Source organism: Erythrobacter sp. W302b (assembly GCF_046452395.1).
In the GTDB taxonomy this organism is placed as follows: domain Bacteria; phylum Pseudomonadota; class Alphaproteobacteria; order Sphingomonadales; family Sphingomonadaceae; genus Erythrobacter.
In genome coordinates, this window is sequence record NZ_JBKFDH010000001.1 from 2,194,590 (window position 1) to 2,218,319 (window position 23,730).

Sequence of the window (23,730 nt, forward strand, 5' to 3'; positions counted from 1 at the left end):
ATCAGCGCGCCCCGGCAGTTGCGGCGGGCTTGGGCGCGGCGAATGGTTTTGCGCCCTTGGCCCCGTTCACCGCCGTCACCTGCACGCCGGGCCGCAGCTTCTGGAGATTGCTCACGATCACCACGTCGCCAGCCTTGAGGCCGCTTTCGACAATCCAGTTGCCATCCACCAGCGAGCCCAGCTTGACCGGGCGCGGCGCGACCAGCCCCTTGGCGTCGATCACGAACACCGATCCGCCCTTTTCGGAGAGAGTGACAGCCCGCTGCGGCACGGTGATACCCTGCTTCAATTCGCCCACGAACAGCTTGGCCCGCACAAACTCACCGGGGAGCAGCAGTCCGCTCGGATTGGGAAACTCCGCTCGCAAGCCAATCGTGCCGGTTTCCTCATCGACCGAGAAGGCGAGGAAATTGATATAGCCGGGACTGGGATATTCGCTGCCGTCGGTGAAGCTCAGCCGGACCTCGACCCGGTCATTCGCATCCAGCGCGATCTTGCCCGCTGAAATCGCGCGGCGGATGGTCAGCACCTCGCTCGCGGCCTGATTGAAATTGACATAGACCGGCGCGGTCTGCTCGATCCGGGTCATCAAGGTGCCTTCGGTCTGGCTGACCAATGCGCCTTCGGTGATTTCTGCCCGCCCGGCCCGGCCCGAAATCGGCGCGCGCACCGTGGTGTAATTGAGCTGGAGCGAGGCCGCTTCGAGCTGCGCGCGGATCTGCGCGACATTGGCCTCCGCCTCGCGCGCGGCAGCCTGAGCCGCATCAAATTCCTGACCGCTGATCGCGTTTTCGGCCACCAGCGGCTTGTAGCGTTCGACCACCGCACGCGCATTTCTCTGCGTCGCCTGCGCCCGGTCAAGCGCCGCCTTGGTCTGCGCGTAGCTCGCCCGCAATTCGCGCGGATCGATTCGGAACAGGGGCTGGCCCGCGGACACATAGGTGCCTTCGGTGTAGAGCCGCTTTTCGACGATCCCGGTCACCCGCGCGCGCACTTCGGCCTGGCGCACCGGTTCCACCCGTCCGGGCAATTCGATCACGTTGGGGATCGCCTGACTGACGATGGTCACCGTCTGCACCGGGATGGGCTGAGGCGCAGGCGGGGCCTGCTCGCCCGAACACGCCGCGATAAGGAGAGAGGCGGCAAGGGCGGTGCAAATGCGCTTCATTGGGGGAGTTCTTTCATTTGCTAGTTTTTTTGCAGTTGCGAAGGTGTAATGATCATTACACCATTGTCAATCTCCTCCGCACCACCGAGAGCCGTTTCGCCATGACGCCGCTGCCCGATGACCTGAGACTGGATCGACGCCGCAAGGCGATCATCGCGGCCGCGCGGGAGCTTTTCGTCGACCAAGGCTACGAACGTGCGACTCTCGCCGATATCGTGACCCGCGCCGGCGGATCGCTGGCGACTGTGTACAAGCTGTTCGGCAACAAGGACCAATTGCTCGAAGCCGTGGTGTTCGAAAGCGCCGCATCGGGTGAAGCCCTGATCCGAGAGGCGGCCGCAGCCGGACTGGCGCCGGTGCCAACCCTGCACCGCATCGCCAAAGGGCTGCACGAACACTTCCTCGATCCCGAGGTGATCGCGCTGGTTCGGATCGTCATCGCCCGCAGCATCTGCGATCCACAATTCGCCCGCCAGTTCTTCGAACGCACCGCCAACCCGACCCGCGACGCGCTGCAAGACGTGTTTGCGCGCTGGCAGGCAGACGGCGTGGCGATGGACGGCAGCCCCGCCTTCCTCGCCGAGATGTTCATGGGCCTGTTCGTCAGCGACCTGCAAACCCAGGCGATCAGCCACGGCGTGGGGATCACTCCCCTGCCCGACCGCCTTCAGGAGCGGACGAACTTCTTCATCGCCGCCGCAGGGATCAACCGGCTTGCGGAGTCTCCGACCTGATTGCCGCGATGCGCGGCGCTGTGCGGCCCTTCCAGAAGGTCACCACGGCCAGACTGCCGAGCAGGGACAGGCCGATCCCCGCAAGCGTCATCACGATCCGCAGCGGCAACGCCAGCGCGCTGTCCGCCATCCGCGCCGAATGCAGCGGATAGAGCGCATTGCCCGCCCTCACGGCGAGCGGCGCGGCGAGGGCATCGCGCGCCAGGAGGATCGTGCCGTCACCGGCCAGCGTCAGGGTGGTTCGGCCATTGGGATGCCATTCGGACGGACGGCGCAAACGGATCGTCACCGCCTCCCCTGCGGCCTTGGGCCAGACGATCATCCGTGCCGTCCCATCGGGGAAGCGGGTGCGCGCGGCGGCGAGCAGTGCGGGCCAGTCTGCCGCGGTGTTCGATTGATCCGCAGGCGGCTTTGCCTGCCACGCAGCAACCGCACCCGCGGGCGAAAGCGGCGAGAGCACCGCCTGCCCCAAGGGCCGCAGCACCATCAGCGCGCCCGTGATTGCGGCGAGCAGGATCGGCAGTGACAGCACCGCGCCAATGTCCCGGTGGTGGCGGATGATGGCAGGCCGGGTCATCCGCGCCGGAAGCGCGCGCCACTGGAAGGTGCGCCGCGTCGGCCACCACAGGATCACCCCGGTGATGCAGAACAGCGCTGCCGCAATCCCAAGCCACCCCGCCACCAGTTCTCCGGTCTCGCCCGCGAGCAGGTGGTGGTGGAGATCGAACAGCCAGGTCTCGGGCCGGTCCCAGGTGCTGCCCCACCGAGCCAGCACGGTCCCGTCATGCGCGAGATAGGCACCGCCACCCTCAGGCAAGCCAGCCTGCGCCACCCCGAATTCGGCCGAAGGCAGCGTGACATAGCCTGCCCCGAGCTGCTCGCCCGCCGCGATGATCGCCAGCGTCTCGGCCTCGCTCGGCGCGCGCGGGGTTTGCGCGACGTTCACCCACCACGGCTTCCATAGCAGCAGCGCCCCGCTCAGCCCGAGCACCGCCAGACCCAGTCCTATCAGCCCGCCCATCCAGCGATGCAGCAGAAGCAGCGCAGCCCGCATCAGAAGGTGCCGAGCCAGCCGAGCGTCACCGTCCGCCCGCGTCCGGCGAAGAAGCGCAGGTTATCGGTCGGACGCTGGGTGTCGGAATTGTAATCGATATACTGCCGGTCGAGCAGGTTCTGCCCGGCCAAGGTGAAGCTGCCGAAATCGGTCGCAACGCTGACTGCGCCGTCCAGCAGGTGGAAGCCTTCGAAGTCATTGCGCGGATCGCCGCCGTCGAACCGCTTGGAGAAATGCGTGCGCGATTGCAGGCGCAGGTTGACCGGGCCCAGCGTCCAGTCCGCCGACAGGTTGAGCCGGTCAGGCCCGATATTGGCCCCGTCGAGATCGGCATTGACCACGCCGTCGCCATTGGTGTCGACCCGGCCATTCAGATGCGCATAGCCGACGCCGAGCCGCAGGCCGGGGATCGGGGTGGCGGTGGTAAGGTTCAGTTCGATCCCCTCAATCTCGATCCGCTGGCGTTGCACTTCGAACACATCGCCAACCAGCACCAGAAGCTGGCCCTCGTCACTATCCGACCAGTAGTAGGTCGCGCTCGCTTCGATCGGACCGCGATTGACCTCGATCCCGATCTCGCGGTTATCGGCCACCACCGGCGCGATATCGAGGAAGGTGTCGAGGTCGACATTCGGTGTGCGGATCGCACGGGTGATGCGGCCCACATCAGGGACGGTGTAACCCTGCGCATAGCTGGCATAGGCGCGGATGCCGGGGGTCGGCTCGATCACGATCCCGCCATTGGGCAGCACCCGGTCAAAGCTGGGCGTGCCGCCGCCGACCTGTTGGGGGCCGTAGAACCACAGGGTCTGATAATCGGGAATGTCGATCTCGACATTCTCCCAGCGCACACCGCCCGCCAGCCGGACCTTGCCGTCCCACAGCGCGAGGTTGGCTTGGCCAAAGGGCGCAATCGAGCGGTAATCGGTCGGCGGCACCCATGCGCGGTCGGTCGCGGCGAGTTTCTGGACGGTGGAATCGTTGAGAAGGTCAATCCCGGCGACGATGTTGAGTGGGCCGAAGCCGCGCTCCCAGCTGGCATTGACGCCCCACTTGCGGCTGACGTTCTGCGACTGATCGAACAGGGTGCCGACCGGGGCGATGGCCGGGTCCTGGAAGTCAGCGAAGGTGCCGCCGCCGTAGATATCGGCGGTGCGGTTCCAGAAGCCACGCACCCGCAACGCGCCGCCCGCCAGATCATCGGCGGTCAGCGTCAGCGCGAGGCTTTCAGCAAGGTTCTCCGGCGCTTCACCGGGAACGACGCCCGCCGCGCCCGTCGAAGGCAGGCCGGTGGCGCGGTTGCCGTTGACCGCGATCAGATCGCCGTCGCCCTGCAAGCGGAAGCGCTGGCCCATCGCTTCGAGCCTGACGCCTTCGCCCAGCTCCACGCCCGCTTTGGCGAAAAAGCTGAGGCTGTCCGAATCCATCAGATCGCCCTGGGTGCCGTCGGGCGCGATCCGGCGCTCGCGCGCATCGCGGAACACGCCGCGCCGCTCGTAAGCCGCGCCAACGACAACATCGAACGCGCCCGAGCGGTTGGCAACCAGTGCGCCGACTTTCCCGCCGAAGCCATCGCTGCGGAAGCCGCTTTCGGCGGTGCCTTGCAGGATCGTGCGCGCACTCCAGCCGTCTTCGGCCGGGGCTGAGACGGTGACCTGATTGATCACGCCGCCCGTGCCGCCGATACCTTGCAGCGCGTTGGAGCCGAGGATCAGCTCGACCCGGTCGATGAAGAACGGGTCGATGGTGAACCCGTCGCGCGATCCATCGCGCAAGGGGGCTGTCTGCGGGATGCCGTCAATCGCGAACAAGGGTGAGCGGCCACGCAGGGTTTCGCCCTGCCCGGTCAGTTTCTGGCGCGAGGGCGAGAAGCTCGGGGTGAGCGCGGCGACCGCATCGACCACCGATCCCGAGATCTGGAGCTGCCGCTCCAGCGTCTCACGGTCGATCACATCGGCCGTCAGCGGCAGGGCGGTGACCGGCAGATTGGTCCGCGCTGCGGTGACCACGATCGGTTCGCCCGCCGGTTCCTCAGCGCTGGCTGAGGCCGCGTCGGATGCGTCAGCCAGCTCGGCGGCCTGAGCGGACGCGGCGAAGGGGAGAAAGGCCGCAGACAGCAGCAGTGCGAGGCGCATCGGTGAATCGCTCCTGATAATCATTCGCAAGCCTATTGCGGACGATTATCAATAAGGCAATCCCTTTCTGCCCTCGCTCTGCGCTGTCTGTCGGTGTGCGCCGTCAGTCCTTACCCGGCGTCTCCGTCAGCATGGCCGCGGCCTTCCTGCGTCGCCGCTTCCGATCCGCCCGCGCCGTTGCCGCCATTGGCCTCCCACCAATAGGGCTGGCGCGCTGCGGTGCCGGTGCTGACCTCGTTCAGCGTCTTGGCATCGTACAACCGCCCGCCGAGCATCACCTGTGCGATATTGTCCGAATTGGCGATGTCGGCGCTGGGATCGTCGGTCAGGATCACCAGGTCCGCCAGCTTGCCGACCTCAATGCTGCCGATGTCCTTCGCCATACCGAGCGACTGGGCCGAGGTAATCGTGCCCGCCTTCAGCGCCTCGACCGGGGTCATCCCGCCGCGCACGAAGCTCCACAGCTCCCAATGCGCGCCGATCCCGGCCTGCTGGCCGTGCGCACCGATGCTGACCTTGACGCCGCGCTGCGCCAGTTTGCGCGCCTCGCGCGCGTTGTCGTCATCGACGAAGGCCCAATCGGGCGCCTTGGTGCGGCGGCCGGTCTCGGCCAGCAGCATCTTGGGCGGGGTGTGCACCATCAGCGGGTTTTCCCAGACATTTGTCGCCTGCCGCCAATAGGGATCGCCCGCCAAGCCGCCATAGGTCACCACCAGCGTGGGGGTGTAATTGCTGTTCGACTGGCTGAAGAATTGCAGCACGTCTTCGTAGAACACATCGACCGGGACATTGTGTTCGATGGTCGAATTGCCATCAGCGACGAGGTTCATGTCCATCCCGAACAGCGACCCGCCCTCGGCCACGACCAGCATGTTCTCGGCCGCCGCAGCGCGGGCGACCATCTGGCGCTGTTCGCGCCGGGGCTGGTTGTAGTTCTTGACCGAAATGCCGCCCTGCGCCTTGATCCGACGCACATGGGCGAGCGCATCGTCATAGGAGTCGATCCGCGCATAGACATCCGGCGCCTTGGCCCCGTAGATGATCTCACCGGTGGAGAAGATGCGCGGGCCCAGGGTCAGCCCCGCCCGCTGGCGTTCGGCGGCGGCGAACACGGTGCTCGCCTGCGAAGACGGGTTGTGGATCGTCGTCACCCCCAGTGCCAGATCCTGAAGCAGCGACCAGTTCTGCTGCGGGATCAGATCGCCGACCCCGTAAGCGCCGTGGGCATGGGCGTCGACGAGGCCGGGCATGATCACCTTGCCGCTGGCGTCGATAAAGCGGGTGCCTTCGGGGAAAGCCATCTTCACGACGGTCGCATCATAGACCCCGGTGATCCGATCACCGGTGATCACGATCATCCCGTTTTCGATCACGCCCGCATCCTCCGCGCCGAAGCCCGCGCGCATGGTCAAGACCCGTGCACCGGTGATCACCGTGGTGCCCGTGGGCTTGGCCGCCTGCACCGTCACGCCCAGCGGAATGCCCATGGTGGGCGGGGTATAGGGCTTGGTCTTGTCCGTGTCCGACTTGGGCGCCGCGGGGAAGAAATCGGCCACCTTGGCGCTCTGCAAACTCGGCCCGATTGACCAGAACAGCGTCTCGCCGCCGCCCGACCAGCCGAGGTAATCCGCACCGCCAGTGCTGACCTTGGTGACGGGGATCGACCCGCCGGTCTCGCTCACATCCACCGGCTTGCCGCCGGGGATCAGGGGCATCGCGAAGACTTCGTAGTTCTGACGGAAAGCGATGGTGCGGCCATCGGGCGCGATCCGCAGGTCATTGGCGAGTTCGCCCTTGGCGTGGACGCGCCTCGCCTCGCCGTTGAGGTCGGTCGAGACCAGCGCCAGCCCGCCACCTTCGCGCGCGAGCATGAACAGGCGGTCGGCGGCGGCACCCCATTGCGGGTTCCCCCCGTCGCGCGTGACCAGCCGCGGCGCACCGCCGCTGACCGGCATCACGTAAATCCCGGCATTCTCGGAATAGTCCGGCGCCGTCAGGTATCCGCCCTCGCGCTTTTCAAAGGCGATCATGGAGCCATCGGGCGAGAAGGCGAGATTGCCGAAATGCCCCGGCCCGGTCAGCACGCGGCGGTTCTGGCCATTGGCATCGGCGAGGATGATCTCGCCGAGGCTGGCATCGCTCCAGCGCACATAGGCAAGGCTTGTTCCATCGCGGCTGAAGGCGGGGAAGGCTTCGAGCACGTCGGCGGTGTCACCGGTAAGCGGGGCGGGCGCGTCCCTGCCCCTGGCCGATTTGCTATGCAGCCGCCCGAGGCTTTCGAACACCACCCGGCTGCCATCGGGCGACAGCGTGGCGAAACGCGGCATGGTGGTGACAAAGCTGTCGGGCGAGACGGCAATCTGGGGGTGCGGCGCATCGGCCACCCCGCGCGTGTCGTTGATCGTGAAGGGGATCACGGCATGGCCCGATCCATCGCGGCCGACCCGGTTGAGCTTCCCGCCGGCCCAGAACACGATTCCCGAACTGTCCGGCAGCCAATCGATATTGGGATAGACCCCGGTGACCGCCCAGGTTTCCTGCACATCAAGATCAAGCTTGCCGTAGATCATCCGCTCGCGCCCGCTGGCGAGGTCTTTCACCCACAGCTGGCTCTGGTCCTTGTCGCGGCGGACGAAGGCGAGTTCCTTGCCATCGGGCGAGGGTGCCGGACGCACCGCGCCGCCATAGCCGCCGACCGCGGTGCTGACTTCGCCGGTCGCCAGATCGTGGCGCTCAATTGCGAAGATGCCTGCGTTGGAATCCTGCGCGTATTCGAAGGTGTTTCCGGGCGTGGTGTTGCGGGTGTAATAGATTGCGCTGCCATCGGGGGCGAAAACCGGCTCGCCCAGCTCCTTCTGGAGCCGCTCATTGGCGCGTTCGACCACCTGCACCCCGCCGCCGCCGCTGACGTGGTAAAGCCAGATTTCGCCCGTCCCGGCGCTGCGTTCCGTCGTGAAATGCTTCTTGGCGGCAATGAAGCGTCCGTCCGGCGACCAGGTCGGCTGGTTCAACAGGCGGAAATCTTCCTTCGTCACCTGCCGCTTGTCCGAGCCATCGGCGTTCATCACCCAGATATTGTCCCCGCCGCCGCGATCCGAAGTGAAGGCGATGCGGCTGCCATCGGGCGAGAAGCGCGGTTGCACATCCCATGCGAGGCCATCGGCGATCCGCTTGGGGCTCCCGCCGGTGATCGGCATGGTGTAGATATCGCCGAGCAGCGTGAAGACGATCGTCTTCCCATCGGGCGACACATCGACATCCATCCATGTGCCTTCGTCGGTCTTGATTGGCACTTGCTTGATCGTGGCCCCCTTGGGTGCCTCGACGCTCCAGCTTTCCTCAGCCTTGGCGGCTTTGCCCTTGGTTTGCGCGGCAAGCGGTGTGGCAAGGCAGGCGACCCCGGCAAGCAGGGCGGCGGCGATATGGCGCATGAAAATGTCTCCTCTGTTGGCGCGGGAGACTAACGGCGCGAAAGGATATTGCTAGGGGGCGGAATGCCGTTGGTCGATTAGCTTCAGCCACCGTTGAAAGTCACCAGCAGTATTCCTGCTTGAGCTTTGGCGGTTCTTGCCCGAACACCCACTCTGGCAATCGGGCTTGGGGCAACAGGCCGCAACAGGGGATGACTGACAATGACGCGACGCCTGAACTTTGGGGCGCTTTTGCTGGCTTGGTCCTTGCCGCTTGCGACGCTGAGTGCGCAGGTCGGCCCGCAAGAGGTTGCGGCGCCCGCGGGTGAGACCGGGCTGGTGCCGGTGCGCACCGAAGCGGCCAAGGGTCGCATCCTCATCACCCTGCCCGCCCCTGCACAAGACGGCGTGTCGCTGCGCCTGCTCTACAGCACCGCGCTCAAGACCGGATTGGGTTCGGCGCCCCTGGGGCTGGATCGTGGGCGGATCGGCAACACCCAGCTCCTCGCCTTCCGCCGGATCGGCGGCAAGATCGCCGTGCAGTTTGAAAACCCGCGCTTCCGCGCCAGCGCGGGCGATGCGGCGCAGCAGAGCGCAGTCGCCAGCGATTTCGGGATCTCGACCGTCTGGCTGACCGACATTGCCGAGACGCTGCCGGATGGCCGCCTGGTGATCGACATCGGCCCATTCCTCGCGCTCGACACGCTGGGCATTGCCGCCTCGCTCAATCAGGAGGCCGATGTGCTGGGCGTTGGCGCGGCCACCGCAATCGCTGGACAGGGCTTCCGGCTGGATGACAAGCTGAGTCTCGCCGATCCGGGATCGGTGCGGCTGTTTCCCGATAACCTTGAAGTGGACGCGATCCAGACCTTCGTCTCCGAAAGGCCGGGGGCCGAGATCGAGAACATCGTGCCCGAGCCCCGGAAAGTCACGCTGACCGTCCATCACAGTTTCGTGCGCCTGCCCGAACCCGGCTTCGCGCCGCGCCGGTTCGATCCGCGGCTCGGCGGCTTTGCGACGCAGGCGGTGGATTTCTCCGCCCCACTGGGCGCGCCGGTGGTCTATGATCTGGCCAACCGCTTCCGGCTGGAAAAGCTCGATCCCGCTGCGACCCGTTCGCGGGTGAAAAAGCCGATCATCTTCTATCTCGACCGCAACACGCCTGAACCGATCCGCTCGGCTTTGCTGGAGGGGATTGGCTGGTGGTCCGATGCCTTCGATCAGGCGGGCTTCATTGATGCCTTCCGGGTCGAGATGCTGCCCGAAGGGGCCGATCCGCTCGACGTGCGCTACAACATGGTCAACTGGGTCGACCGGGCGACGCGCGGCTGGGCCTATGGCCAGCAGATCGTCGATCCCCGCACGGGCGAAATCGTGAAGGGCATGGTAGTGCTCGGCTCCTTGCGGGCGCGGCAGGACATCCAGATCTTCCAGGCGCTGGTCGGCGCCGCCGAACTGAACAGCGGCGGGCCGAACGATCCGGTGAAGGTCGCGCTCGACCGGCTGGCGCAACTGGGGGCGCACGAAGTCGGCCATACCCTCGGCTTTGCGCATAACTTTGCCGCCAGCACGCAAGATCGCGCCTCAGTGATGGACTACCCCCCGCCGCGGATCGGGCTGGAGGAGGGCAAGCCCGACCTGTCGGACGCCTATGCCAAGGGTATCGGCAGCTGGGACGTGGCAACGGTGCGCTGGCTCTATGCCGACGCCAGCGAGCGCGAGACGGCCGAAGCGGCGGCACGCTACCGCTTTGTGCAGGACGATAACGCCCGCGCGGCCGACACTGCTCAGGTGTGGGGCGGCTTGTGGGACGATGGCGCGGACCCGACCGCTGAGCTCAATCGGCTGATGGCGGTGCGCGCCGCCGCGCTGTCCCGCTTCGGGCTCGAAGCCCTCAGCCCCGGCGAGCCGGTTGCGAACCTTCGTCGGCGGTTCGTACCCCTGTGGTTGCTGCATCGTTATCAACTGGTTGCCGCCGCCAAGGCGATTGGCGGGGTCGACTTTGTCTATGCTGTCAACGGTGGCGGTCGCGAAGCGGCAGCGCCGGTGGCTCCGGTGCAGCAGCGCGCGGCGCTCGATGCGGCGCTTGCCACCCTGCGGCCCGAGGCCTTGCGCGTCCCGCCCGCGCTGGTGCCGCTGCTCTCGGCCGCGCAGAACGGCACCTATGATCGCCAGTATGAAACCGAGATCTTCGCCACCGCCGGCGGTCCGGTGTTCGACCCGTTGGTGGCCGCCGACGCCGCCGCCCAACTGACCGCGCAAACGCTCCTCGCCCCCCGCAGGTTGGCGCGGCTGGTGGTGCAGAGCCAGAACGATGCTTCAGCGCTGGGCGTAGGCGAGTTGCTCGACCGGCTGACGGCAACCGTGCTGGCCTCGACCGGCGACGATCTCGGTCGCCGCATTGCTTATCGCACGCTGGCGACCATGGCGCAGGTCGCGCGCCGTCAGGATGCCACCCCCGAAGTCGCCGCCGCGATCGACCAGAAGCTCACCGATGTCGGCGCGGCGCTGGCCAAGCGCAAGGCGAGCGGGCCGGAGCGGGCCTGGGCACTCAGCCTCTCACGGCGCTTGCTCGATCCCGATCAGCGCGATCAACTGGCGGCCAGCCTGCCACGCATGGTGACAGTGCCGCCGGGCGATCCGATTGGCGAGGATGACTGGATGGAGCTGTCCAGCCTGCTCGCGCCGGTCGAATGATCGCGCACAGAAGAGACAATGGGAAGGGGATCACGATGACCAAGTCAACCACCGCGCGGCGCTTCGGACTGCGCACCGCCACGGCGCTGGCATTGGCCGCCGGCGTGCTTGCATCAGGCGGTACCGCCCGTGGGGCCGAGCGCGCGCCGCTGACCGCCGATCAGCAGCAGGCCTTCGATATCTACCGCGACATCATCGCCATTCGCACCGCGCGCGGACAAGCGAAAACGCCCGAAATGGTCGCCTATCTGGTGGCACGGCTGAAGCAGGCGGGGTTCGCCGATCCCGACATCATGGTCAGCGACTACGACAGCAACGGCGAACGCGTACAGGGTCTGATTGTACGATTTGCCACCGCCAAGCCCGATGGGCGCAAACCGATTGTGCTGCTCGGCCACATGGACGTGGTCGACGCGCTCGCTGAGGATTGGGAGCTGCCGCCCTTCACAGTGACCGAGAAGGACGGCTTTTTCTTCGGGCGCGGCACGACCGACAACAAATATGGCATCACCAACCTCACCCAGACCTTCATCCGCCTGAAGCGCGAAGGCTGGACGCCCCGGCGCGATCTCTATCTGGTGTTCTCGGGCGACGAGGAGACCGGCATGATCTCGACCCGCGCGCAGGCCGATTATGTCGCCAAGTCCATCGACCCGGCCTATGTGCTCAATTCCGATGCCGGTGGGATCACACTCGCACCCGACAACACACCCTTGGCAATGGCGGTGCAGGCGGCGGAAAAGACCTTCGCGACCTTTGAACTCACCGTGACCAACCCCGGCGGCCATTCCTCACGCCCGCGCAAGGACAATGCCATCTACGAATTGTCCGACGCGCTCCAGAAGATCGCCGCCTATCGCTTCCCGGTGCAGGCGACCCCGCTTACCCGGTCCTTCCTCGGCGCGCTCGGCCAGATCACGCCGGGCGAGACCGGGGCGGCGATGCGGGCCTTCGCCGAAAATCCTGCCGACGAAGCGGCGGTTGCGCTGCTACGCGCCACCCCGGAAACCGTGGGCACGCTCGGCACCACCTGCGTTGCCACCATGCTGCGCGGTGGCCACGCCGAGAACGCCTTGCCGCAATCGGCCACGGCGACGGTCAATTGCCGGATCTTTCCGGGCGAAGGCGCCGCCGCGACCGAGGCTGCGCTCAAGCAGGTGATCGGCAACGACAAGGTGCAGTTCAGGCTGCTTACCGATGTTACCGAAAGCCCTGAATCCGCCGTGCCAGACGAGGTAATGGCGGCGCTGCGCAAGGTGATCGACGCACGCTATCCTGGCCTGCCGATCCAGCCCTATATGGAATCGGGCGGCACCGACGGGATGCACTACCGCGCGCGTGGCTATGCAACCGTCGCGATCTCGGGCGCAGCCAGCCGGCCGCAGGATATGTTCGCGCATGGCCTGAACGAGCGGCTGTCCGTCGACGCGTTCTATGGCGGGCTCGACCACTGGTACCGCTTGCTCAAAGACCTTGCTGGCTGATGTTCCGCAACCGCGGTGCTTCCTATGTCTGGAGCACCACCTAGGTGCCAGCGCTGACCATCTGCACAAGCCGCGCGGCATGACAGTGTGCCGACCCGTTTGGCCGTTTCGCTCCCATCAATAGCCAAGAAATGTCTTCAGGCGAGGCGCGAGCATAGAGGAATGGGTGCGCAGGAAGGTGGGGCGAAGCATGGCCTCACCCTCACCTATCTGCCGCATTCCACCATGCTGTGCAGTGTCCACCGAAGTGCGGGAACGACGCTGGCCATTTCTGCGCGCCTTGCCCGCACCTGGTATGCACGCGCTAGGATCGGATACCCAATGCGGCCCTGAGCGACTGATGGGTGATTACCGAGACGCGGCCGACGCGGTCGACATATTTGTGGGCGTCATCGTAAATCAATTCACCTTCCCACCAGACGAACTCGGCCTCGTCGTTCCCGAGGATCGTGCGAGTGCGCCGCGACAATCCAGCCCAGGCACCGCGGAGGTCGTTGGGCTCCTTGGCATCAGGAGCCGCGGCCAAGATGTCCGCCATGCGGAATCGCGGTGTTTCGTTCTGCGCGATCGTCCGCAAGATCGCGAGGCTTTTGTCGTGGATCGGGTGGGCAATCAACCTGCGACACATCGCAACGGTCAAATCTGCCGGCCCCTCCAAAATCTCTGATGCAGCTTCCGCCGGCTCCGGCCGGCCACCAAGTGCATTTGAACCGCCTTGTTCAAGCGCCCCAAAAAACAGCTGCTGCAATTCCTCCCTCGCGGCGGTGCTAAGCGCCTCGATGTCCGCTATCGTGAGCGTCAATGTTGCTTTGTTCATGCTTGTTACAACCACTTACTTTTTTGCGACCCGTCCCTCCAATGTGAGTTAGTTTAGCTAACCCCCTTAAAGGGCTCGACAGTGTATAACAATTTAGTACAAAATGGACTGAATTGGCTTCATTCTTTTCCTTTGTGCTTAAGTGTTACTATAAATTGATATTGCTTTAGATCTTGGACACCGCTTGTCTTCGTTATGCTATGACGCAAAGCAAGACGACTGCCTCAAGACCCGTTTATATTAGCAAAAAAATATTCAGCATCAAGAATTTCGTTTTCTCATTGATCGAATGAGCGCCAGCGCACGCTAGTCAGCGGTGCTCGATACGCTGCTGGAAGCTGGGCCCTTCCCCAAATGCGCATCTCGCCGCTCAGGGACCCCAGCGAAATGCGGATCGTAGGTAAAACTATTAGACAGTAGGTTGTCTGGCCCCAGAGGGCTCTACGTCTATTGACGTAGACGTTGTCGCTCATCCTGGGCGGTTTGAGGCAGGTGGACTTGTGCGCCGGAAATCGCGTGCGGTGCCTCCACCAAGCGTTCAACCGCCAAGGGCTTGGCACCTGAAGGCACTGGGACAGCGAAGAGCATCAGACGCAACGGGTCGACTGATGCTGACGTGGAGTGACCGGCTTCGACGTGGCGAAGACCGGTCAGAATGAACGGCGCCCCTTGATGCAAGAGAGCGGGCACTGGCGGACATGCTCACAACGCCCAGCGCAAATTCCGAAACGCTGTCCGACCGTCAGCCGGGCGCAAGGGCTGGCACGCGTTCCGCTTGGCCAATGATCCGTCATGCGATGGTTCGGAACCATTTGCTCAGGAGCAAAAATGGGGCGCTGGCAAACCGCCAACGCCCCATTTGTCCGTTTGCGCGCGCGACCCGACCCCGCAGGTCGCGACCATCACTTTTCTTGCAAGGACTCCGAGAAGGTCTTGGTGATGGGCTTGGTGAGATAGTCGAACACGGTATTCTTGCCGGTCTTGATCTCAGCGATGATTGTCATCCCGGGTTGAATGACAATCTTCTCCCCGGGTTCCTTGGGGCGCATTCCCGAGACATCGACGTCAAGGCTGACGCGGTAATAGACTTCCTGCTTACCATCCGCCCCCTCTTCCCTGAGAGTATCCGGGCTGATGTAGGTCACCTTCCCCGAGGCTGGGCCATACGTGCTGTAATCATAGGCGTCGAACTTGATCGAGGCGGATTGCCCTGCCTTCACAAAGGCGATGTCGCGCGGCGGCACCTTGGCCTCGACGACAAGCACCTCTCCAGTGGGAACAATTTGCAGAACTTCATCACCCGCGCGCAGAACGCCCCCCACGGTGGTGAGGCGAACGTTTTTCACGATACCATCAGTCGGAGCGACAAGCTCGGTGACCTTGAGAGCATCATTGCGCTGCGCGAGCACCTGCTGAGCTGTAACCAGCTCCTCTTCCGTCCGCGCCAGTTCCGTCTGCAATTCCTGAATGTAGCGCTGCCTGATGGTAGACATCTGCCCTTCAACATCGACAATGGAGCGCTCCATGCGAATGACTTCAACGCGAGCAACGTCGCCGGTCTTGAGGAGCGGAAGGTTCAGATCCAGCTCCTGCTTGAGCAGCGCCTTCATTTCCGCCAGACTTGCAAGCTCCGCCGCGAGTGCCTCACGCCGGCGCTGATAGAGCTGCGTCTGGTTGCGAACGAAATCACTATACGCACGTGCCTCGGCCGGAAAGACGAGCGGTTTGTCGAACAATTCGGCATCGATCCGGGTCCGCTGGCTGAGCAAGGCCGCGACCTTGCCCTGGGCTTCTTCCACAGCAGCCGCTTCGCGCACCTTGCTGAGGACGACCAGCACCTGACCTCTACGAACCTGGTCACCCTCACGCACGTTGATGCGCGCAATCTCGCCACCATTGACGCTCTGGACGATCTGAACCCGCCCAACAGGAATAACCGTGCCCGGTGCGCGCGTAATCTGATCGAGTTCCGCCCACCGTGCCCAAGTGATCGAGGCTATGATCAATAGCCCGATGGTCAATACGATAGTGTGAGACAGGCGAAATCTTTGTAACATGATATCTCTGAACTAATTAAAGTTGAATTGCCGTCATGAACATCATGAAGTCGCGCGAGACAGCGGGTGGACGGTGCTCGAAGCCACGGTTGTCGCATTCGCTTGCAACCTGCGAAGCACTTCGTCGCGCGGCCCATCCGCAACAATCTTCCCGCGCGCCATCACGATCACCCGCTGGAAATGATTGAGAAGCTGCAACTTGTGCGTAACCACGACGAGCGTCCGGTCGCTGGGCAATTCACGGGCGATAAGGTCCATGAACTGCGCTTCGGAATTCGCATCAAGGTTCGAGGTCGGCTCGTCCAGAATCCACATGTTCGGGTTGATCAGCATCAACCGCGTCAGGCCGACGAGAGTCCGCTGACCGCCAGACAGGCCGCGACCGCCTTCATGGATGGGAAGATCGAGACCCAGCGGATGCGCCGAAATCGTTTGGTCGAGTCCCGTTTTGCTGGCGGCGGCCAGGATGACTGCATCGTCCGTGGACCCGATGCCCATCAGCAGATTGTCGCGCAGCGTACCGTTCACCAGACGATAGTCTTGCGGCAGATAGCCGATGTACTTCCGCAGCACGTCATCAGCGATCTGCGCCATATCGAGGCCACCCAGCTTGAGCGCCCCTGATTGCGGTGAATACAGGCCAGACAGAACCCGCAGCAGGGTCGTCTTCCCTGACCCGATGCCTCCCACGATTGCGATCCGTTGGCCATCCTTGATGATCAGCCCCGGAATTTCGAGAGATTCGCGCGCGCCGGGGTAGCCGAACCGTACACCATCCGCGATCAGCGGGCCCTTCAGGACATCGGGGCGCAGCGAATTGTCGCCGGAGCTCCGCTCAACCGGCAGCTTCAGGATGGAGTCCAGCGCTGCCAGCGAGGACTTGGCATAGCCCCACTGCACAATAAGGTTCGGAAGCTGGGCAATCAGCGGACCATTCACCCGGCCACCGATGATCGAACAGGCCAGCAAGGCACCTGACGTGATATGACCTTCGCCAACCTGGATCGCGCCGACCGCGATGATGGCGATGTAGGATACCTGCTGAAGGATCGAAAACACCGACTGGGCGACCGCCGAGGTCCGCTTCACCGGGTCTTCGTAATGGTGCACGTCTCTCACCAACCGGTTCCACCGGGCCAGCATGAACCACCCGCCGCGTGACGCCTTGATCGTTTCGACGGCATCGAGAGATTCGACCAGGAGGCCGTTCTTGCGGTTCCCGCTGACTTGGGCCCGATCAGTCCCGGTGCGGATCAGCCGCGCGAGGATCATCGCGAACAGAAGGGCAATCGGCAGGGAAATGATGGGTACGAAGGCCACAGGCCCGCCTACCCAGTAAATGAACCCGATGAAGAACAGCGCGAAGGGCAAGTCGGCGATCAGGAACAGCGAGCCCGAAGACATGGTGCCGCGCACCTGCTCAAGACCGCGAAGCTGGGCGGCCAAAGTGCCAACGCCGGGCGGGCGCGTATCCATCCGGAGCGCCTGCGACCGGGCGAAGAAGTATTCGGACACCTCAAAATCGATTTCCGCAGCCTCGCGCTCGATCATGAGCGAGCGCACTGTACGAAGCACGAAATCGAAGCCGAGCGCCACAAGCGTGCCCAGCGTCAACACGAACAAGGTCGAATAGCTCGCAAGCGGGATAACCCGGTCGAACACCTGCATCGAAAAGAGCGAGGTTGCGAGCGCGATAATGTTGGCAAAAATTGTGGCAATCGCCGCCGACACAAGCACCTGCTTGCGCCGCATGATCGCCTGCCAGAAGATTGACCTTGCGGTCTGTGCCTTTCCGCCCTGAAGCGGATCGGGAAGGTTCATATCGAAGAAGACGAGATCATCGGTGAAGTCCTTCAGACCCCCGCCGTTCCGCAAGCGGAACTGATAATCGTTCTCCCACTGATCGACGACCGCCCAGCCCTCATTCTTGTCATAGACAATCAGCGGCAGTTGGTCGGGCCGGGGACGGGCCTGCTGGAGGACAGGTATCGCCCAACCCATCTTGCTGCAGACACGGGCGATGTCCGCGACATCGCCAGCCAGTTCTGCCTCATCGATTTCATCGGACCAACCGGGCGGAAGCGACTTGCCCTGCGCCAATGCGAGATCGTCGATCGCCGGGCAAATGGTATGCGTTGCACTGGTCGTCATCACTTGTCTTCCATAGCAATCGGGGTCGGCCGCCACATGCAGCTGCGCAGCATGAGGCGCGAATAAGCAGCCAATGTGCCGATCTCGGCATCGGCTTCGGTGAGCTTGGCCGTCATGCTCTCACGCACGGCGTTCATCACGTCGAGCCATCCGCGGCGCCCGGTAATGAACTGGCGCTTGTAAGACTCTGTGACCAATTCGGATGAGCGCGAGACGCGTTCGCTGGCGAGGGCGCGGTTCAAACCCGAAATATATGTCAGGTAATCCGTCCGTATCGCCTCGCGGATCTCGCGCTCGTTGGTCGCCAATTCGAATTCGGCCGAGACGATCTGCGCCTCGACGGACTGGACCGCCGACAATTGCGACAGGCCATTGCCGGTCTGCACGCGGACGGCAACGCCCGCGCGGGTCCCGGTAATTTCGTTGGTGCTCGCTTGGGCCAAGAGTTGCGGGAACAGCCGCGCCTTAGCCACGCGCCGTTCGGCGTCGACTTCGGCCCGCAAGGCCTGAAGCGCCTTCAGCCGCGGACTGCACTCCAGCGTCATCGCGACGAGCTCATCTTCTGTCGGCGTGAGCAGGTTGGGATTGAACTCCGGCACTGATCCCAATTCGAGCTCAGCGTAACCGATCAGCTCCTGCAACCGGCTGAAGCTGGTCGAGCGCAAGCCAGCCACCGAGGCAAGATCCTGCTCGATCTGCGCGGTGCGCGACTGCGCCAGATCGAGGTCCGAACCGGGCGACACCTCCTGCTCGACGCGGCGCTCCATCGTCCGCAGGAGCTCCTGATGCTGAGCGAGCGCCTCTTTGAGGATCAGCTCGCGGCGCGTCGCCAGCGAGAGATCGTAATAGGCGCCCACTGTCCGCAGCGCGATCTCCTGTTGAGAATCGACCACTGCGTAACTGCTCGACTCCAGGGCTGCCTCAGCCCGGTCAATCGTACCGCCGATCCTGCCGAAGGTATAAAGCGGTTGCTCCAGAATGAGGTTGGCCGCCAACCCGTTCTGGGTGCCGATATTGGTGCCACCGCCGAGCGCCAGGCCTTCGACCGAGAGGCTCGGATAGACTTGCCACTTCGCACCGCGCAGGTCAGCGAGGCTTGAGCGGCGATCCGCGATGGCCCTCAGGATCAGGGGGTGCGAACGCGCCGCCGTTTCGACAGCTTGCCCCAAGGCTAGTGGGATGCCGACCGGCAGGGCTTCAGGTTCTGGCACTTCGGCCGGCACCAATTCGGCGGGGACAGGCGGCCCGTAAACCGCCTCACTCTGCGCAAGCGCCGCGCCTGCAAAGACCAAAGATCCGCACAGGCCGGCCACTGCGGGCGCGAACCGCAGTTTCACGCCTTGCCCCCATCAATGGCAACAGCTGTCGTCATCCCAGGATACCCCTGCGTCAACCTTAGTTCATATCCGAAGCAGCGGCCTGCGACTTGGCAGCTTCCTGTGCGCGCTCGAGCAGGAGCTGGAGGCCCTGCGCCACAGCGGCGACGCGCGACACGGGGATCAGCAGTTCCGGGCCGGACACATCTTCGCCCTTGGCGTTGCGATAAAGAGTCTCAATCCGCATCATGCCATTGACGATCGTTGCAGTCCCCAAACCTTCAATCAACATCGGTATTCCTTCAGAATTTCTATTGTGCCCCTTTGGGCAGGTGAAGAGCCTCAGACAATCGTCAATCACTGATCGATGAGACTGTTGGAGGTCGATGCTCTCTAGACCTCACTTTCCTTCACCGCAACGCATCTCGCTTTGAGACACGAAAAAAGCGACGGCCCGTTACGGGGCCGTCGCTCTATTCTTTCAGACGTTACCGTCGCTCGGCTTAGCCGAAGTTGGTAGCATCCAGAGTGATCTGACCTTCGAGGCGGATCACAGTGTCGCTGCCGTCAACGAAGTCTTCGCTGTCGGTGTTGTCCTGCACCACGTAGGTCGCATCGATGTCACCATCGCCGTCTTCGTCGTACCAGAAGTAACGGATGCCACCGGAAACGAAGTTACCGTCAGCAGTGTTACCACGGGCCGCCTGATCCAGGTAATCCTGGAAGATCGCGGTGGGCTCGAGTTCCTGGTCACGACCGAGGAACTGCGCCGGGTTAGCGAAGATGAGATCATCGTTCGCAGCGCTGAAGTCCTTGATCGACCAGAAGTCGTTCCCGCCATCCACGATGCCGACGAAGATATCGTCGAAACCGGCGCCAGTTGTGATGGTGCCGCGCGAGGTGCCGAGATTGCCGGTCGTCACGAGATCATCACCCGAACCACCGATGAAGGTGATCGGTGCAGTGCCGGCCGAAGCGTTGCCGCCCGGGATCGTCATCTGCGTGAAGTCGACATCGCTACCACCCGAACCGGTACGGACCGTGATCGCCACCGCGTTCGGACCAGCATCCCAGGTGAACTTACCACCCAGACCCGAGGCATCAACCGAAGAGACGATCGTGCTGTTGGTGTCGAGCGTCAGACCATCGGGGCCGCTGATAACCAGCGTCGTCAGGTCGGTGCCGAGCAGGTCAACGGTGTCAACCAAGCCGGTGTTCTGCAACGTGCGGATGTTGACCGTTTCAGCCTGGTTGGCCGTGACAACACCATGATCACCGACGTTGTTGAGGTCCAGGTTAAGGACATCAGCAGCGGTATCCGACTTCATGTTGACGATGTGAGTGCCCAGCGCCGCATTCAGGGTCAGAGTCGAACCCGAAATGAAGTTGTTGAGCGTCACCGACGAAGTCGAACCCTGGTTGGTAACCGTGACACCGACGGAAGGCGTGCCTTCGCTGTCGTCATCGACGAACGTGAAGTTCGCCGCAGTGATGTCCGCCAGGTCAGCCAGCTGGACCGACTCCAACTCAACCGAACCGGAAAGCGGCACACCAAGGAAGGTGTACGGATCGCCGAAGTCCGGCGTGCTCGCCGTGTAGAGACCGCCTGCCAGGTTGATCGCCGCGATGAACTTCGCAGAGATGTCGTTGGCATCGTCACCGTCAGCAAGCTGAACGATGATCGGAGCAGTCAACGGATCACCATCATCGTCGAAGATGATCTGGTCGTCACCGGTGACAGTGCCGTCGAAGCGAATGAACGCATCTTCGTCTTGGCCCACAACCGGATCAACGCCCTGATCGACATCGATCGAGAACACGTCACCCGCGCCAGCATCAAGGCCATTACCCGTGATGATGAAGCTACCGGCGATGTTTTCTGCATCAACCGACGTGAAGACCACGTTGTTGCCATCGACCGTAGCGGTCCACAGCGCCGAGAAGTCCGCGTCAGCATTCGCAGCAGCTGCGATGAAGGTCGCGAGTTCGCCACCGACGTGCGACAGATCGGCCGGAGCCGTGAAGGTGAAGACCGGATCAACACCGGGCACACCGTCAGACTCGATCGTAATCGTCTGCCCGGTCGTAATGGTAGCGGTCGTCAGCACCAGTGTCCGAACTTCAGAAGTTCCGGCAACCGGGGCAACACCATCAACCGAGACCACCGGCGAACCGAGCTCAAAGCCAACCAGACCAGGGGTCGTGGCATCGTTGAAGTCGAAGTCAGCCGCCGTCAGATCGGTCACAAAGCCCGGAGCGTTAGCAGTCAGAACCACCTCACCCGGGTTGGCACCCAGTGTGGCCGTCCAGTTCGGGCCAACGCCGTACTGAGCGACGAACGCAGCAGCCTGTGCAGCCGCATCGTCCTTGTCGGTGAAGTTGACGGTCACACCGTCGAACGTCACGGAGTCGGCGTTACCGGCACCGCTCGGGCCGCTGGCCAGACCGGCGAAGCTAACAGTCACAACTTCGGTCTGCGGAGCCGTGTTGCCAACATTGGAAACCACGTTGGAAATGGTGTCCATGCCGATGTTGTGAAGGTCAATCACGTCAGCCTTGCCGATATCCTGGCCCGACAGGACCAGTTCTTCGAAGTTGGTGACGGCCTTGGCCGTTGCAGTGAAGGTGTTGGCGTCGTTCGATTCCATCACCAGGCTGTCGAAACCAGCGCCACCATCGAAGGCACCGTTGTCGCCATCGGTCGCAGCATCGTTGCCAAAGGCATCGGCGTTGAAGGTGACGGTATCGTCACCGCCGCCGAAGCTGTTGGCACGATCGGTCGCACCGAAGGTGACGAAGTCGTCACCGTCGCTGGCCGTCCCGACAAACTTGGTGTTGTTCAGGAGCTGATCGTTGATCGTCACGCCGCCGGTGTTGGTCGAGGTGATCACCGTGCCCGAAGTCTGAGCGACTTCGAAGACCTCGCCGATGAAGACCGAGCCAGAGCCCGAGATATTCACCACGCCGCTATCGCTATCGACGTCGTCGAGGCTGAGGTTACCCGGAGCCGCATTCAGGGTGATCGAGCCACCAGCGCGGGCATCGTCGAAGACGAAGGTCCCGCTCGTCGAGTTGATCGCAAGAGTGCCGTCCGACTGGATGTCGGAGTCGCCATCCAAAGCAATCGTCTCACCGTCAGCATTCACGGTCAGCGCCGGACCCGACGAGAAGATATTCAGCTGGACATCAACGATCTCTGTGAGACCTAGCGTTACAGCGACATCCGAATTGATCGTGCCAAAGCGGGTCGAGGAACCCGGACCCGCGTCGCTGATGTCCATGAGCGACACGCTCGAGACAGCACCACCGGTGATGGTGAAGTCATCGTTGATGTCGGTCAGCGTGACGGTGGTCAGTTCCTGCGCACCCCGATCGGTGATGTCGGTGTCAAAGCCACCACGGACGTTGATTTCGGTCCACTCGTTCGACGCCGAGGTTGCACCCACAGTCACATCGCCGGTGTTGGCTTCTTCAGCGAAGTCAGCTGCGATGACGTTGAGAACGCCGCCGCCGCCATTGATCGTCAGATCACCATCACCCGCCTGGCGGATGTTCAGTGCGGTTTCGGTACGGAGCGTGACCGTCTGGGCCGGGCCGCCGTTGATGGCGATGTTGGCCTGCTCCAGCCCTTCCCAGTTCGGACGGAGGCCGACATCGGTGGTGACCGGCAGAGTGGTGTTGAACGCGTTGCCCGAGAAACCGCGCGACGCCGACGAGTAGTTAAGGATCTCAACGTTCTGGATGTCGGTGAAGGCGAAGCTCGGAGCCGGGTTCAGGAAGCCGACTTCATCGAGAACGATGAGAGTGTCGGTGTCATCGCCGCCGTCGATCACGTCGAACGGATTGATCGTGCCGGTGTCGGCAACGATCGTATCCTGGCCGTCGGTGTTGGTGTTGCCAGCGCTGCCGACGATGTCGAGCAGGGTGCCGGTGCCAACGCGGTCAACGCCGGTGGTCAGGTTGAACACCTGGCCGCCTTCGTTGTTGTCGATGATGACCGCTGCGGCCGAAGCAACAGTGGTGTTCCCCTTGATCACGTTGACCTTGTAGCCTTCGAGACCTTCGACCGCAGTGTCAGCGCTCAGGCGGACAGTGATGGTCGCGGTCGCTGCACCGGCAGCAAACGTGATCGTGCCGCTGCTCGGCGAAAGCACCGAAACGTCGGAACCAAGCGAGGCAGCCGGAAGCTGGCCATTCGCAGTATCGCCCTGAAGGGTGAAGTTCAGGGTTTCAGCCGAGGTCGTGTCGGTACGGGTCACGGTGAAGGTGACATTCTCACCTTCGGTACCGTTCGAACCTTCGATCGAGTAAGTGCCAGCACCGGGAGTGACGGGCGCCGGAGCGGCGTTGTTGATGTTCGGGATGGCCTGACCGCCAAGGGTCGGGACACCGTTCACAAGCGACAGGGTGCGCGAGTCGCCATTGTCGAACACGATGGTGTTGGCAACAACACCGATCGGAATGACAATGGTGATGCCGTCCGTGACGCTTAGCAGCGTCACGTTCGAGCCGCTGAACGACACCACGAAGTCCGAAGCCGTCCCGTTGAGACGGATCGTATCACCGCCGCTGTTGAAACCGCTGCGGAAAGTGACGGTCGAACCGTCGAGAATGGTGACGTTCTGCGCGCCAGAGGTACCGAAAATCTCAGTATCGCCCCCGACGGTGATCGATTCACCGGTACCAAGAGTAACCCGTGCCATAACT

General features: G+C 63.3%; 13 protein-coding genes. 3 read left to right on the forward strand and 10 right to left on the reverse strand.

What is annotated here, in order from left to right:
• Window position 1 precedes the first annotated feature (1 nt).
• Window positions 2–1,168, reverse strand: coding sequence for an efflux RND transporter periplasmic adaptor subunit (locus ACLBKT_RS10430; protein WP_410182850.1), 1,167 nt, complete (start codon window positions 1,166–1,168; stop codon window positions 2–4).
• 101 nt (window positions 1,169–1,269) lie between these two features.
• On the opposite strand from ACLBKT_RS10430, the gene ACLBKT_RS10435 reads away from it, so the two are divergent.
• Entirely contained in the window at window positions 1,270–1,902 is a 633-nt protein-coding gene (locus ACLBKT_RS10435; RefSeq protein ID WP_410182851.1) for a TetR/AcrR family transcriptional regulator, read from the forward strand.
• On the opposite strand, the gene ACLBKT_RS10440 is transcribed toward ACLBKT_RS10435, so the two are convergent.
• From ACLBKT_RS10440 to ACLBKT_RS10450, 3 genes are all read right to left on the reverse strand, one after another.
• Window positions 1,874–2,956 carry a PepSY-associated TM helix domain-containing protein gene (locus ACLBKT_RS10440; RefSeq protein WP_410182852.1) on the reverse strand — a complete coding sequence of 361 codons (1,083 nt, stop codon included), beginning with the start codon at window positions 2,954–2,956 and terminating at the stop codon, window positions 1,874–1,876. The genes ACLBKT_RS10435 and ACLBKT_RS10440 overlap by 29 nt on opposite strands.
• A complete protein-coding gene (locus ACLBKT_RS10445; protein WP_410182853.1) occupies window positions 2,956–5,115 on the reverse strand; it encodes a TonB-dependent receptor in 2,160 nt (719 codons plus the stop codon). Before ACLBKT_RS10445 ends, ACLBKT_RS10440 begins: the two co-directional genes overlap by 1 nt.
• 86 nt (window positions 5,116–5,201) lie before the next feature.
• Entirely contained in the window at window positions 5,202–8,522 is a 3,321-nt protein-coding gene (locus ACLBKT_RS10450; protein WP_410182854.1) for an amidohydrolase family protein, read from the reverse strand.
• A 201-nt stretch (window positions 8,523–8,723) separates the two neighbouring features.
• Between ACLBKT_RS10450 and ACLBKT_RS10455 the strand changes: the two genes are divergently transcribed.
• Complete coding sequence (locus ACLBKT_RS10455) at window positions 8,724–11,198, forward strand: zinc-dependent metalloprotease (RefSeq protein WP_410182855.1); 2,475 nt, start codon at window positions 8,724–8,726, stop codon at window positions 11,196–11,198.
• Between the two features lie 35 nt (window positions 11,199–11,233).
• A complete protein-coding gene (locus tag ACLBKT_RS10460) occupies window positions 11,234–12,682 on the forward strand; it encodes a M20/M25/M40 family metallo-hydrolase (protein ID WP_410182856.1) in 1,449 nt (482 codons plus the stop codon).
• 304 nt (window positions 12,683–12,986) lie between these two features.
• On the opposite strand, the gene ACLBKT_RS10465 is transcribed toward ACLBKT_RS10460, so the two are convergent.
• The 6 genes from ACLBKT_RS10465 to ACLBKT_RS10490 all read right to left on the reverse strand — a co-directional run bounded on the left by ACLBKT_RS10465 (window position 12,987) and on the right by ACLBKT_RS10490 (window position 23,726).
• Complete coding sequence (locus ACLBKT_RS10465) at window positions 12,987–13,499, reverse strand: hypothetical protein (protein ID WP_410182857.1); 513 nt, start codon at window positions 13,497–13,499, stop codon at window positions 12,987–12,989.
• A gap of 902 nt (window positions 13,500–14,401) precedes the next feature.
• Window positions 14,402–15,520, reverse strand: a complete 1,119-nt coding sequence (locus ACLBKT_RS10470; protein ID WP_410182858.1) for an HlyD family efflux transporter periplasmic adaptor subunit — start codon at window positions 15,518–15,520, stop codon at window positions 14,402–14,404.
• A gap of 78 nt (window positions 15,521–15,598) precedes the next feature.
• Complete coding sequence (locus ACLBKT_RS10475) at window positions 15,599–17,308, reverse strand: ATP-binding cassette domain-containing protein (protein WP_410182859.1); 1,710 nt, start codon at window positions 17,306–17,308, stop codon at window positions 15,599–15,601.
• A 398-nt stretch (window positions 17,309–17,706) separates the two neighbouring features.
• Window positions 17,707–19,044: a TolC family protein gene (locus ACLBKT_RS10480; protein ID WP_410182860.1), complete on the reverse strand. Its 1,338-nt coding sequence runs from the start codon at window positions 19,042–19,044 to the stop codon at window positions 17,707–17,709.
• 58 nt (window positions 19,045–19,102) lie between these two features.
• On the reverse strand, window positions 19,103–19,315 hold the full coding sequence (locus ACLBKT_RS10485; RefSeq protein ID WP_410182861.1) for a hypothetical protein: 213 nt from the start codon (window positions 19,313–19,315) through the stop codon (window positions 19,103–19,105).
• Between the two features lie 211 nt (window positions 19,316–19,526).
• Complete coding sequence (locus tag ACLBKT_RS10490) at window positions 19,527–23,726, reverse strand: beta strand repeat-containing protein (protein ID WP_410182862.1); 4,200 nt, start codon at window positions 23,724–23,726, stop codon at window positions 19,527–19,529.
• Between the last annotated feature and the right edge of the window lie 4 nt (window positions 23,727–23,730).